This is a genomic window from Paenibacillus sp. Aloe-11 (assembly GCF_000245715.1).
GTDB classification, from domain to species: Bacteria; Bacillota; Bacilli; order Paenibacillales; family Paenibacillaceae; genus Paenibacillus; species Paenibacillus kribbensis.
Genome location: NZ_JH601050.1, coordinates 591,190 through 603,823 on the forward strand (window position 1 = coordinate 591,190; position 12,634 = coordinate 603,823).

General features: G+C 45.9%; 17 protein-coding genes. 15 read left to right on the forward strand and 2 right to left on the reverse strand.

Features of this window, described 5'->3' with window-relative positions; all coding sequences use genetic code 11:
- A partial coding sequence (locus WG8_RS28205) for an FGGY-family carbohydrate kinase (RefSeq protein WP_007429778.1) occupies positions 1-509 on the forward strand: 509 nt, incomplete at its 5' end.
- Between the two features lie 226 nt (positions 510-735).
- On the opposite strand, the gene WG8_RS08795 is transcribed toward WG8_RS28205, so the two are convergent.
- Positions 736-1,320: a helix-turn-helix domain-containing protein gene (locus WG8_RS08795; RefSeq protein WP_007429779.1), complete on the reverse strand. Its 585-nt coding sequence runs from the start codon at positions 1,318-1,320 to the stop codon at positions 736-738.
- Between the two features lie 367 nt (positions 1,321-1,687).
- Between WG8_RS08795 and WG8_RS29505 the strand changes: the two genes are divergently transcribed.
- The 14 genes from WG8_RS29505 (at position 1,688) to WG8_RS08860 (ending at position 10,369) form a co-directional block, all read left to right on the forward strand.
- Positions 1,688-1,972 carry a polymorphic toxin-type HINT domain-containing protein gene (locus WG8_RS29505; RefSeq protein ID WP_442950074.1) on the forward strand — a complete coding sequence of 95 codons (285 nt, stop codon included), beginning with the start codon at positions 1,688-1,690 and terminating at the stop codon, positions 1,970-1,972.
- A 574-nt stretch (positions 1,973-2,546) separates the two neighbouring features.
- Positions 2,547-3,665 carry a polysaccharide deacetylase gene (locus WG8_RS08800; protein WP_007429781.1) on the forward strand — a complete coding sequence of 373 codons (1,119 nt, stop codon included), beginning with the start codon at positions 2,547-2,549 and terminating at the stop codon, positions 3,663-3,665.
- A gap of 182 nt (positions 3,666-3,847) precedes the next feature.
- Complete coding sequence (locus WG8_RS08805; protein ID WP_007429782.1) at positions 3,848-4,285, forward strand: phage holin family protein; 438 nt, start codon at positions 3,848-3,850, stop codon at positions 4,283-4,285.
- Positions 4,286-4,366: 81 nt separating this feature from the next.
- Complete coding sequence (locus WG8_RS08810) at positions 4,367-4,654, forward strand: Dabb family protein (RefSeq protein ID WP_007429783.1); 288 nt, start codon at positions 4,367-4,369, stop codon at positions 4,652-4,654.
- Between the two features lie 24 nt (positions 4,655-4,678).
- Complete coding sequence (locus tag WG8_RS08815) at positions 4,679-5,119, forward strand: DUF86 domain-containing protein (protein ID WP_007429784.1); 441 nt, start codon at positions 4,679-4,681, stop codon at positions 5,117-5,119.
- Positions 5,120-5,127: 8 nt separating this feature from the next.
- The gene (locus tag WG8_RS08820) at positions 5,128-5,775 is read left to right on the forward strand and encodes a helix-turn-helix transcriptional regulator (RefSeq protein ID WP_007429785.1); all 648 of its coding nucleotides are present in this window, start codon (positions 5,128-5,130) and stop codon (positions 5,773-5,775) included.
- A gap of 97 nt (positions 5,776-5,872) precedes the next feature.
- Positions 5,873-6,199: a YtxH domain-containing protein gene (locus WG8_RS08825; protein ID WP_007429786.1), complete on the forward strand. Its 327-nt coding sequence runs from the start codon at positions 5,873-5,875 to the stop codon at positions 6,197-6,199.
- A 209-nt stretch (positions 6,200-6,408) separates the two neighbouring features.
- On the forward strand, positions 6,409-7,218 hold the full coding sequence (racE, locus tag WG8_RS08830; protein ID WP_043890936.1) for a glutamate racemase: 810 nt from the start codon (positions 6,409-6,411) through the stop codon (positions 7,216-7,218).
- A gap of 119 nt (positions 7,219-7,337) precedes the next feature.
- On the forward strand, positions 7,338-8,594 hold the full coding sequence (locus WG8_RS08835) for a M14 family metallopeptidase (RefSeq protein WP_007429788.1): 1,257 nt from the start codon (positions 7,338-7,340) through the stop codon (positions 8,592-8,594).
- Between the two features lie 149 nt (positions 8,595-8,743).
- Positions 8,744-8,947 (forward strand): hypothetical protein, encoded by a 204-nt coding sequence (locus WG8_RS08840; RefSeq protein ID WP_052310856.1) that lies wholly within the window; start codon positions 8,744-8,746, stop codon positions 8,945-8,947.
- A 90-nt stretch (positions 8,948-9,037) separates the two neighbouring features.
- Positions 9,038-9,304, forward strand: a complete 267-nt coding sequence (locus WG8_RS08845) for a hypothetical protein (RefSeq protein WP_007429789.1) — start codon at positions 9,038-9,040, stop codon at positions 9,302-9,304.
- A gap of 151 nt (positions 9,305-9,455) precedes the next feature.
- Positions 9,456-9,758 (forward strand): hypothetical protein, encoded by a 303-nt coding sequence (locus WG8_RS08850; RefSeq protein ID WP_007429790.1) that lies wholly within the window; start codon positions 9,456-9,458, stop codon positions 9,756-9,758.
- A gap of 23 nt (positions 9,759-9,781) precedes the next feature.
- The gene (locus WG8_RS08855; RefSeq protein WP_007429791.1) at positions 9,782-10,003 is read left to right on the forward strand and encodes a DUF1450 domain-containing protein; all 222 of its coding nucleotides are present in this window, start codon (positions 9,782-9,784) and stop codon (positions 10,001-10,003) included.
- 96 nt (positions 10,004-10,099) lie between these two features.
- Positions 10,100-10,369, forward strand: coding sequence for a hypothetical protein (locus tag WG8_RS08860; RefSeq protein ID WP_007429792.1), 270 nt, complete (start codon positions 10,100-10,102; stop codon positions 10,367-10,369).
- 102 nt (positions 10,370-10,471) lie between these two features.
- Here the strand turns inward: WG8_RS08860 and WG8_RS08865 are convergent, their stop codons facing one another.
- Complete coding sequence (locus tag WG8_RS08865; protein ID WP_083837558.1) at positions 10,472-12,454, reverse strand: LTA synthase family protein; 1,983 nt, start codon at positions 12,452-12,454, stop codon at positions 10,472-10,474.
- Between the last annotated feature and the right edge of the window lie 180 nt (positions 12,455-12,634).

Below are 12,634 nucleotides of genomic sequence, written 5' to 3' on the forward strand. Positions count from 1 at the left end.
CAGGTCTGATTGTCGGGTATACGCTGCTGACGAAACCAGAGGAAGTGTATCGTACATTGCTGGAAGCAACAGCATTCGGCACACGTAAAATTGTCGATGCGTTCCATCATAATGGCGTACCGGTAGATGTATTGTATGCGTGTGGTGGATTGCCGCAGAAAAACCGTCTGCTGATGCAAATTTATGCCGATGTAACCGGACGTGAGATTAAGGTGGCTGCTTCTACCCAAACTCCTGCGCTGGGCGCGGCTATGTTCGCGGCCGTGGCTGCGGGAGCTGAAGCCGGGGGATACGACGATATCGTCGAAGCAGCGCGCCATATGGCGCGTGTACGGGACGAGAGCTTCAAGCCGATCCCTGAGAACGCTGCCGTATACGATAAGCTGTACGAGGAATACAGCCGTCTTCACGACTACTTTGGACGTGGAGGCAACCCGGTCATGAAAAAGCTGAAGGTCATCAAGGAAGAAGCTGGACGTTCATCAGAAGTGACAAGCACTCAATCTTAAGAAGCTAAAGAACAAATTAACCAGAAGCCTCGTGAGGCTCTATGGTATCTAAAAAAGCACAGTACACCGAGAAATCGGCAAACTGTGCTTTTTTTTGCTTGTTATATTGTGTGAATTACATGATGTGAAAGTCTCATCAAATGAAAGATGGTAATGCATTCCTTTCAAAGACTTTCATGAAAAGTACATCATAAAAAATACATCCGTTTCGTTTCAAGGGACATTTTTACTTTTTCAGCATGGCATCAGCAAACAAAATGGATTTTGGAATACGGAAAAACTGTTCCGCCTGATCCTGGAAGGTTTGCGAAGGAACGGTACCCTGGTGCAACCATTTTCGGAATGTGCCGGGATGAACGCCAATCCAATGACTGACATCGGTCACCGAAATATCATGAACCATGCATAGACCCGCCAAGATCCGATTTTTGACCGGAGAACGAGTTACAGTCCGTTTCATAAAACGAGACGGTGCAGGTTGACAGATGAGCGGTGAACGCCGAACAACTTCTTCATTAAACAGAATATGGTGCGGATAACCAAGTGTATTACACGTCTTTTCCAGATTGGTGTTGCCAGGAATACGGCCCTCATATACCCACGCGCTAACGCTGCGTGAGGAGATGGAAAGCTCCTCGGCAAGTTGGGACAGTTTAATGTCATTTGCCATCAGAACGGCAAGCAGAACGCGATTGCGTACTTGACAGCGTGTTGGCTTGCGAAAACGTTTGACACGCACACCTTTTCCCAAATATTTGCGATTGATCAGAGACCACGCCTGAATGGAATGTTTGTCTTGTTGTTTAGGCATATACCCTCCGATTTTTTTAACCACATACTACTATATCCGAAGGGGGCTTTGCAAGTGACTCTTCTCCCGATTTTCTTTTAATCCCATGGGCTTAACCGGTTTATGGAAAATAAGGTCCATTAGGCCTATAAAATTGGAAGTTTAAGGTGTCGACATATCAAATTTTGACATTATTTTGGAAATTGAGGTAATATGTTCTTCCCTTATGAATGTGAGGATGTACAGAGAGAAAAGTGGTTTTTGCAGCTCGGTATGTGATTTTTTCAAAGAGAAAAAGGAGGATTATACAGCTAGATGCATTATAAAAAGGTAATGGTATGGTTTCTTACAGCCATTTTGGCATTTAACGCTTTGCTGTACATGCCTGATTGAGGTAGGTAATAAGGTTCTTTCCAAGAATGAAGAGACTGGTGAGCAGGCTTACAAGGAAGTCACGCATCTGTATCGAAATGAAAAGGAAATCATCTATGAACTTACAGTAGGTAACCAAGTCATTGAGACAACGGACAATCATCCGTTTTGGGTTGAAGGTAAAGGATGGTTGCTAGCGGCAGACTTGCAGGTGGGGGATAGGCTACAACAGAGTAGCGGAAATACCTTAACGATTGACTATTTTGGCGGATATAATAAGAGTTATAGAGAATGTATATAATAAGTGTTTATTCGAAGATTTATCGTCTTATTATCCTTACAGCAGTTAAATGATTTATTGTTGTTATGCGCCCACTAAGAATATTAGTGGGTTTCTTTTTGTTTTCATTTAAAACTTTAAAGGTACACCCAGTGCCGAATGAATTGGGTAGCATGTCCTGAAAGTACTTAACCCTCATCATCCCTGTATGAGATTCCTTTAAAATGAATGTACGCACGTAGAAGTGTTGAAAAATATACCCGTTTAGTTAAACCTCCGCCCCCTGTTATAACCTCAAAAAAATATTTACAGTACGAACGGATTTATTCACAACTTTGTAACCTCTCGGTTATGGGGGTTGCGAGATTGTTGTCAAATTGTTTTCCTATGTTTACTTACTACAGTCTGGTAATCTATTAATATATATGGGGGACGAAAAGACGTTTGGATTCAATCGGTTGAGATGCGTTTATGTTCTAAATGTTGAGTGAATGTCTATATTGCCATGTCTATATCGTCATGTCTGTATAACTTCATAGACAAGCTAGAGATAGCTCCCGCAGATAATAAAATACAGCACAGGATGGTGTAATGGATGAAGCTTTTAAAAGTAAAATGGATGGCAGTGTGCTTGATGGCAATCTGTTGTTTGGGTCTGCTGGGCATACATACGAATACGGCGAGTGCGCAAGCAAAGGCTCCTTTGCTGGGGGTCAATGACGTATTACTAGATTCGAATACGGTTCAGCCAGTGATGAAAAATGACAAGTTATATGTACCTATCGTTATATTAGGGCAAAAGATGGGCATTTCTGCTTCGGCTAGCGGAAACACACTGATACTGACTGGACATAACCGCAGCTTTACGCTGAGCTTGACCAAAGGTGATGTTTTCGAACGTGGAGGACACACGATGGTGCCAATTCGCACTTTGGCAGATGCATTCGGATTCACCATTACGCTTCCATCAAGTAATCTGTATCGAATTCAGAACGCAAATGCAAGCTTGTCTGATGCACAATTTGTGAATACATTTGCAGCGGAAATTAAGCAGCACGCAACTGTCAAGCCAGGCAATACGGGAAATTCCAAGCCTTCCAGCCGCACGATTTATTTAAGCTTCGATGATGGTCCTACAGCGCACACTTCGCAGCTGCTGGATATTCTGGACAAATATAATGCCAAGGCTACTTTCTTTATGCTGGGACCGGAAATTCGCCAACATAGTGCAGTGATGAAGAGAATGGTAGAAGAGGGGCATGGTCTGGGCTTACATGGAATGAGCCATCAGGTGAAGAAAATCTATGCATCTCCTGCAGCAGCACTTGCAGAAATGAATCAGGATAATGAGATTTTATTCCAGGCAACCGGGAAACGCACTTCTTTAATTCGTACGCCTTATGGCAGCAAACCGTATTTGAAGAAAGCTTACCGCGACCAACTGACGGGTGCAGGCTATCATATTTGGGATTGGAATATAGATTCTAATGATTGGCGTTATACCAAAAATCCCGAGCATTTTGTAAAGACTGTTCTAAGTGACATTCGAAGATTGAAAAAGCAGGGCAGAACACCAGTCGTCCTGATGCATGATAAGCCATCTACGATCAAGGTGCTTCCGCAAATCATGGCTGCTTTGCAAAAAGAAGGATATTCGTTCAAGCCATTGAACAACAACCTGACTCCGCTTAATTTTTGGAATGATCATCGTTAATTGAATAGAATGAATGGGGAGAACCGTGGATAAATTCCACGGTTTTTTGTTGTGCCTACAGACTACGCTTGGCGTTTGTTTATATGAATCTATGAATTGGCATCCATATCAGGTCATACGGCTTTACGGGTTGCTGCGTCGCTGCATATATTACAGTAACCGCCCCGAGAGGAGGAGCAGGTATGAATATTAATCCAAGCATGTTTAGTGTGTTTTGCGCTACCACAGGAGCCATTATTACGTTTGCTTTTGGCGGCTGGAATCAGCTGATGGTGCTATTCACAGTTGCTATGGCTGTTGATTATGTGACAGGAGTTGCCGCAGCGATTAAGACTGGACAAGGTCTGAGCAGCAAGGCCGGTTTTTGGGGGTTGATGAGAAAGGCTTTTATGCTAATGGTGATTTCTTTGGCACATCACGTGGATCTCCTGATGGGGACGGAAATTATGAAAGGAGCAGCGACGTATTTTTATTTATCCAACGAACTGATCTCTATTACGGAAAACTGTTCACGAATGGGTCTGCCGCTCCCACCGAAGCTCAAGAATTTTTTTGCTCTGCTGAAGGACAAGGAGTCTGACGGGAAAGATGGAGGAAAAGATAGTGGAAAAGATCGCTAGAATTACAATGCTTCTTTCCGTATGTGGGGCGTTATGATAAAATTTTCAAGAGAACATTTTTTAGATAAGGAGCCTATACGCATGATTAAACATATTGTTTTGTTCAAGTTGAAAGACCGCTCCCCTGAAAGCATTGAGCATACGGCATCCATTTTGCGTAGTATGAATGGCAAGATCAAGGAATTGCTGTCGCTCGAAGTAGGTACGGATGTAATTCGTTCAGAACGATCTTACGATATTTCCCTTACAGCTGTTGTCGAAACACTGGAGGACCTGCAAACGTATCAGGTACACCCTGTGCATCAGGAAATCATTGTACACATGAATGAAGCGAAGGATGTATCTATCGCAGTTGACTATGAAATCTAAAGCGATGACTGGAGGTGCAGTAACTTGTATTATGTCAACCGGGAACAAATTGAGCTTCGCCTAGAAGCCGTTCCCGACATTGCCGCAGGGCTCCGCCATATATCTGGCACCTGGAACGGGGATTTGTTGCAGGGGCTGGTGCAGGAGCGCTGTCTTCATCTGGCGATTGAGACGGTAACGGACGTAGGAAGCTATATCATTGACGGATTTATTATGCGCGACGCCAGTAGCTATGAAGATATTATCGGTATCATTCATGAGGAAGGCGTATTGGATGATACCGTATTTCGTTCGCTGTTAGAGTTGGTATCTTTGCGTAAACCTCTAGTACAGGAGTATTTTCATTGGGACCGGACAAGCCTTCACCCGCTCACACCTAAGCTGCCTGAGTTGCTGGAGCATTTTGTTTTCAGCGTGCATGATTATTTAAATAAGGAATTGGGTCCGCAGCCCGAGGGAGTGTAAAGGCAAAAGTGACGGATAAGTATATCGTACCCGAAATGCCCACCAGGCGCATGATTATGACACTATTGAAAACCCAGGGACCTGTGGGCGTCGGAAGCTTGGCAGCTCAATTGGGCATTACCGAAATGGGGGTGCGCAGGCATCTCAAATTGATGGAGCAGGATGGGCTGATCGTAGCTACGATTGTGAGACAGGCGATGGGACGTCCGACGTTTTTGTACAGTTTGAGCGAGCAGGGCAGTGAGCAGTTTCCCCGCAATTATGATCATCTGCTGCTGGAACTGTTAGAGGAGCTGGATGAAGAGCAGGGAATGGAAGCCGTTCACTCTCTGTTTGATGGTAGAAAACGAAAAATGATGAAGCGGTACGCCCCACACATAGTAAGTGAGACTACACTGGCTTCACGTGTGGAAAAGCTTTCAAGTATTCAGAACGCTTCTGGCTATATGGCAGAGTGGCGCGAAGAAGAGGATGGCAGTTACTCTCTTGTGGAGTACAATTGCCCTATCTCTCAAATTGCAGGCCGCTACCGTAAGGCTTGTGAATGTGAGCAGCAAATGTTCGAGGAGTTGCTTGATGCCGAGGTGGTTCGTGAGGATTGTTTGGCAGATGGAGGCCGTTGCTGCCTGTACCGTATCCGCTCCCGAAAAAAGTAAAAGCTTTTCTGGCTTGTTCCCTGTATCATGACAAGCTTTCCGTGCTTATAATGCACTAACAGATGGGCATTCGCCCGGGCACAAGGGAGAGATGATGATGAAGGAGAACTACAAAAGCTTTATCCGTGGCGCGTTGGCAGGTAGTCTTGCCGGTTCACTGGCTGCGTTGTTATTTGCCCCCAAATCAGGTCGCGAGTTGCGTCAGGATATTACAGATCAGGCGCGTCACGTAAGCAACAAGGGACAAGAACTTGCGGGGAAAATTTCAGATACCTCAATCGAGTATACGGACAAGATTAAGGAAGCGGCCTCAGCCGTCATTCATGAAATTGGGCAATGGCGTAAAAAAGATGGCGAAATTATTCATGAGGCAAGCGTTTCGTCTACTCCTGTTCAAGAGGATACAGAAGAAGATGCTCTGTAATGGTCTGTAAGCGATAGGTGAGATAACTGAGTATCGTTTGGATTCGTGGCTTCTCCCATCCGGGTGAAGCCTTTTTGTTGCTCACTTCATTGTTTTAGGGTAATCTTTTGGGGTACCTTTTATATGATTGCGACATAAGGTATGTAGCAACGGATAGCTTCCCGAGAGGGAACAACTTATATTTGAACAAAAAAGGAAGCGGTGTGTACGTGCAGCAAGCGATTGCAATATTGGATTCCGGTGTAGGAGGTTTGACGGTTGTCAAAGAAGTCATGCGTCAGCTTCCGCGGGAAAAAATCATTTATTTTGGAGATACTGCGCGCACCCCGTATGGCCCCCGACCATCGGAAGAGGTTAAGAAATTTACGGAGCAGATGGTTGATTTTCTGATTCAGTTTGATCCGAAAGTCATTATTATTGCTTGCAACACGGCAACAGCCGCGGCATTGGACTATATAAGCCAAAAGGTGTCCATTCCGGTGATCGGAGTCATTCATCCCGGGGCTCGTGCTGCGATGAGCGCAACTGCCACCGGACATGTCGGGGTGATTGGGACTGTCGGCACCATCCGAAGCGGGGCATATACAGCTGCGCTTAAGCAGTTGTCCCCCTATGTAGACGTGGTGAGCCACGCTTGTCCTGCGCTTGTTCCTTTGGTGGAACAAGGACAGTTCCGTTCAAAGACGACATCGCAGGTTGTGGAGGCGTCGCTGAAGCCCATTCAAGCGTATCCGATTGATTGCCTGATTCTGGGTTGTACACATTATCCTTTTTTAAAGGAAACGATTCAGGAAGTGATGGGACCTGCGGTGAAACTGATTAGCTCGGCAGACGAAACGGCTCGTGAGACGAGTACCATTTTGTATAACAAGGGCAGGCTGGAGGCCGGGGATGAAACGCCGGTGCATCAGCTTTTTTGCTCCGGCGATCCGGAGCTGTTTCAGCGCATTGCCGCCAAGTGGCTCGGGGAGCAAATTCGGCAAACCCCTGTCGTCTGGCAAGTGACCAATCTGGATTGACGAGACAACCGTCTTTTTTTGTCATTGGACAAAAGAAGACGGTTGTTTTGCTTTTCGCTACATCAAGACACGCAGCATGTGCATAACATGCATTAAGGCAGATGGAAGGGGCGTAGAAGATGAGGGAATACATCGTTCAAAAAGGAGATACATTACACCGGGTCGCCTCGGCTTTTAAATTAACGGCGGATACTTTGATTGCAGATAATCCGTGGGCCACCACTCAACCCTATCTGATTTGTGGTCAAGTGCTATATATTCGTCCGTCAGCGGATCGTCAATACGTCATTCAGCCCGGTGAGTACGCAGGGCAAATTGCCAAGCAGTTTGGTGTGGAACTTGATGAACTGCTGCTGGCGAATCCCGAACTTGCGAAGCATGAGTTTGTGGAAGGGCAAACAATTGTTATTCCTGATGGTCATCAGGATCAGATTGTACGTTTGCGTGGAGAGTATGGGTATGAGGATTTGATGGAAGACCTTGCGGCCTTGGCCCGCAGGTATCCGTTTATTGAAGTTGGCAGCATCGGCACGAGTGTCATGGGGAAGGATATCCCCTATGTACGCATCGGGAGGGGACCGCGAAAAATTCACGCCAACGCCTCTGTACATGCGAATGAATGGCTGACGACGCCTTGTTTGCTGCGTTTTATAGAGCAATATGCGCAAGGAATTAGTGCTGCTGGGGAACAGGAAGAAAGAGAGTTCCGGGGTGAGGGAGCGAAGCAAGCGGGGACTTCACCATGGGTGTATGGTGGTTCCCCGCAGGATTGGCTGGAACACGCTTCGTTATGGGTGGTACCGATGGTCAACCCGGATGGGGTAGAATTGGTGCAGCAGGGTGTGCTTCCGACTCATCCGATGTATCAAAACCTCAGAAAATGGAATGAAGGCCGTACTGATTATCGGGGGTGGAAGGCGAATATTCGTGGTGTCGACCTCAACGATCAATTTCCGGCGTATTGGGAAGAGGAGGTGCGCAGACGCGGTAAAGCAGGGCCGTCTCGAAGAGACTATGCAGGGCCTGCCCCTTTGTCTGAGCCGGAATCCAGGGCGCTTGTCGATCTGACGGAGTGCGAACAGTTTGATGTGGTGTTATCCATCCACAGTCAGGGACAGGAAATCTATTGGAATTATCGGGATCTGGAGCCCAAGGAGAGCAGAGATTTGGCCTTGCGACTAGCTGCCGCGACAGGATATCGGGCGGTAAAGCTCAGGGGGAGCGATGCAGGCTACAAGGATTGGTTTATACAGCGGTTTGGTAAACCGGGATTTACGGTTGAGGTTGGTCTGGGCGTAAACCCGCTGCCCATGCGTGATTACGACGACATTGCAGCAGAAGTGGGGATGTTAATGGCAGCGGTGCTATCATGGTGAAAGACAAAGCCGTCTGAAACGCAATGATTCATTCGTACGTATGTAGAGGAACACGTTTTTTACTTATCAAGCCTATAATATGTGAGGGCTTTGACGTATTCTACGTTAGCAGCTCTCTCATTTTCCTTTAGGGAATGGCGGAACGGGATGTGGAGGATCTACATCTGGAAACCCTGAATAACATGACGTTCATCGAGGACGAAGGAAAAACAACCCTTACAATAATTATGGCTCCTTTATCCCCGACTGAGGAAGAGTTCAAAACCTACTTTTCTTCACAAGAGATGGTTCAAAACGGATTTACCGGGACGTTCGATCAATTAGCCGAATACTTAAAAAACAGTTCGATATAGCAGCAAAAAACACACTATCCATCGGTAGTTTTTTGTTATTTATACGGGTATATATACTACTTAGGAGCATGGAAATGGAGTGAACATCCTATGAAGTGGAAAAGATTACTGTCTCTCCGTCAATGGTCACATGTATTTCGGCGTATGCCCCGATTGATTACCTCTTCGAGGATTCCCTGGAGTGAAAAATTACTTTTTGCTGTTCCTGTGTTGCTTTATTGGGTACTGCCTGATGCTATGCCCTTTATGCCCATTGATGACATTGGGGTGACGCTGCTGCTCATGAATTGGTTTGTAACCCGCGCCGAACGAAAGTATCCCGATGTGCTTGAAAAGCAGCATATACGTGTTCGGTAGACGTAAACTTATGAATTTTGTGATTGCGATTTTTCGCGATTTTCTTTACAATAGGAATATTGCCTTTTGTTATACTGAGAAAAATTATGTGGTGTGATAGGTATCCCAAAGACCACATTTCATTTAAAGAATATGAAGGAGATGGAGTTACATGAACTGCAAAATTACTCGTAACGCAGCTAAAGTATTGAAGCTTGAACTGGATAAGGCAGAAAACCAAGGAAAGAGCTTGCGCGTTGTCATTACTCATGCTCACGGAGATCATGCTCATTACGGGCTTGATTTGGACACGCCTAAAGAAACAGATACTGTAGTATCTACAGATAAAGATATTGATGTTATTTTGGAAACAGGTCAGCCACTGCTGGATGGTGTGAAAATTGATTACTTGTACTTCCCCCAAGAAGGATTTGTCATTACTAACCCTTCCCAAGGCAATCACGGCGACCACTAAGCCGGAGCACGGAGGGATGAAAGATGGCCAATGATATTCGCGTATGTGATGAATGTAATCATATTCGCTTGAAAACGATCTTGCCCAAATTGCAAAAGATGGCACCGGATGCCGAGATCAAAATCGGCTGCAAATCGTATTGTGGTCCTTGTGGAAAGCGGGCGTTTGTGTATGTGAACGGACGTTATGTGAGTGCGGCCACAGAGGATGAGGTCTTGGAAAAGGCTGCGCGTTTTATAAAATAGCTCCCGTTGCACAGGATTCACAACTTTCTGCATAGTTCCCCTTCTTCTGATCCATGCTAATGGGTGTAGACCACTGCCCAGAAGGAGGAGTGACTCATGGCCCAGTATGATTCCAATCTCGACGATCACAGTGTCGAGGCCCAGACGCAAAACTCGGTGGACAAGCTCCACAATGCCGTGTCTCAGGCGTTGTCACATCCGGCTGAGCAATTAATTGAGCAGGCGGAGCAGTCTCGCACTCATGCAGAGCATGCCATACAGCAGGCGAAGGATAGTCTTGGTGACGATGCAGTAGAAGTTGCCGAGGAAATGCTGGATGAAGAGGTAGGACGGCTTGAGCAGGCAAAAAAAACGTTGCGTCCCTAGACATTCGTCATTGCACATGAGCGCAGTCTAGCGACTGTGAATACAAAAATCCCGATCAACAGCACGTATAGGCTGATTGATCGGGATTTTTTGTTTCCCTCGTCACTTATTCGTCCGTGATTCCCACTGGCGAATGAGGTCGTACGTGATGACCTGATCGGAAATGTTCAACCGATTGAGAGCCTCGGTATACCCCGGTCCGCAGGCGTTCACATCCGTAGGCTGGCCTGTAGACAGGTTGTAACAGGTCCCTTTGGAGAATGTACCATCCTCAGATGGAATATAGTACACTTGACCATCCGTGAAAGCACCACTGCGCAGCACGACCATACGTGGTTTCCCGCTAAACAGATCATTCCCCATAAAATGATAAGGTTTAGTAGAGATCCCGAGCAGATGCATGACGGAAGGCGTCAAATCCAGCTGTCCAGCCGGTTCCGTATAGGTCCCAGCATGACTTCCGTCAGGAAGATGCACAAGCAGCGGCACCTGGTTCATGATCTTCTGCATGTCCAAGTCTGTGAGTGGCTTGCCCAGAAACTTTTCATATAGTGCTTTATCTTTAATAGAGTTGTCATGATCCCCGTAGAACATCAGGATCGTATTGTCCCACAAACCGTCTTTCTTCATCTGCTCTACCAGTTCGCCCAAGGCTTCATCCACATAATGGACGGATTTCAGATAGTCTCCGAACATTGTGCCTTCAAACTCGCCGACGTCCAGATCTACTGCGTCAGGGGAAAGGTTGTACGGATGATGGCTGGAAATGCCGACCATATAGGCATAGAACGGTTGTTTGACTTCGGTAGTGAGATCATTGAGCGTTTGACGGAAGAAAGATTTGTCTCCCAATGACCAGCCCAGTGGCTCATCTATTTCAAAATCTTTTTTACTGTAAAACTTGTCATAATTCATCGCCTTGTACATTGTGTAGCGGTTCCAGAAGCTGCTGTCGTATACGTGAAACGCATTTGGACTATAGCCAGTATCTTTTAAAATAGAAGGCAATGTATCAAACTTATGATCTGCATAACGGATAAATACCGAACCCGTAGGTAGCGGATGCAATGAAGCATGTGTAGAAAAGTCCGCGTCCGAAGTGCGACCCTGTGCAGTTTGGTGAAAATAATTGTTGAAATACATACTTTCCTGCATCAGCTTGTCAAAGTTAGGCGTAATTGCTTGACCGTTGATCTGTTTGCCGATAAAAAAGTTCATGAACGCTTCAGCTTGAATGACCATCACATTTTTGCCTTTATATTTGCCGGACAGGTCATTTTTCACTTGAAGCAGCTTCTGATGCTGATTAAACCATTCCTTGTCCTTGTTGGATTCTGCTTGAGCCAATGTAGGCTGAGATCCAAAATGATCCTGACCATAGCGGTAGATATCATATCCGTGGAATCCGATCAATCCGGTTACGTTGTATAAGGCCATCGACCACCAATTACCGACAAATATGCCGGTTGCCCACGTGGAGGTATAATATTTGATCGGTCCAAAGGTGAAAATATAGCCAATCAGGAAGGCCAAAGCGCCTTTGGAGAAGCCAAGCAGAAATCTTTTGGTCAGCGAGCTTCGGGATGTTTCCACATAAGTATCATTTGTGGTGTACCGGCGCCTTAAGGAAGCGACGAATATCGCATAGGGAATGAACAGAATCCAGTCTGCAAAAAAGAGAATATCCCACCAGTACATAAGGGATAGGATGCTTCCCCCCAGGGAATCAACTTGTCCGGCTTGAAGCAGGACAGGAATCGTAATGAAATCCTGAAAATACCGATAATAGACCATATCGGAATAAATGAGCGCGGTGAGCAGAATATCGAGCACCACCAGCGCAACCAGACGTCCGCGACGTGGCAGCCACAAGGTCCAGAAGCTCACAAGCAAGAGTGAACCAAGCGCGATGACATAATCCAGTGTAGTCATGTCAATATTTTGGGCATGCAGGCTATAATGAATCAGTACGAGCTTGCCAATCATAAATACAAGAAACAGACCCAACCCGAAATATCGGGACAGCAGTAATCTGCTGAACATGTTTCCAGTGCGACTTGCACTGGCCGTGCGAATAACCAACACTTTACCCCCTTCGGCAGAAATGTTCGGCTAGTATAAACTATAGATTAACATCATGTTAAAACCGAAATGCCTTTAATCATTATAGCGCTCATCTGGCGCATTTCAATGATTAAGTAATAAAAATACAGCATTTTCCTTTCAGTAATAGATGCAGCGATACCGTTTATCAGGCTGTGCAGC

What these genes read in the sequence shown, in the direction of transcription:
- WG8_RS08835 (WP_007429788.1), top strand. Translation starts at nt 7,338, where the DNA reads ATGAGGGAATACATCGTTCAAAAAGGAGATACATTACACCGGGTCGCC.
- WG8_RS08845 (WP_007429789.1), top strand. Translation starts at nt 9,038, where the DNA reads ATGAAGTGGAAAAGATTACTGTCTCTCCGTCAATGGTCACATGTATTT.
- WG8_RS08850 (WP_007429790.1), top strand. Translation starts at nt 9,456, where the DNA reads ATGAACTGCAAAATTACTCGTAACGCAGCTAAAGTATTGAAGCTTGAA.
- WG8_RS08805 (WP_007429782.1), top strand. Translation starts at nt 3,848, where the DNA reads ATGAATATTAATCCAAGCATGTTTAGTGTGTTTTGCGCTACCACAGGA.
- WG8_RS08795 (WP_007429779.1), bottom strand. Translation starts at nt 1,320, where the DNA reads ATGCCTAAACAACAAGACAAACATTCCATTCAGGCGTGGTCTCTGATC.
- WG8_RS08825 (WP_007429786.1), top strand. Translation starts at nt 5,873, where the DNA reads ATGAAGGAGAACTACAAAAGCTTTATCCGTGGCGCGTTGGCAGGTAGT.
- WG8_RS08855 (WP_007429791.1), top strand. Translation starts at nt 9,782, where the DNA reads ATGGCCAATGATATTCGCGTATGTGATGAATGTAATCATATTCGCTTG.
- WG8_RS08810 (WP_007429783.1), top strand. Translation starts at nt 4,367, where the DNA reads ATGATTAAACATATTGTTTTGTTCAAGTTGAAAGACCGCTCCCCTGAA.
- WG8_RS08800 (WP_007429781.1), top strand. Translation starts at nt 2,547, where the DNA reads ATGAAGCTTTTAAAAGTAAAATGGATGGCAGTGTGCTTGATGGCAATC.
- WG8_RS08860 (WP_007429792.1), top strand. Translation starts at nt 10,100, where the DNA reads ATGGCCCAGTATGATTCCAATCTCGACGATCACAGTGTCGAGGCCCAG.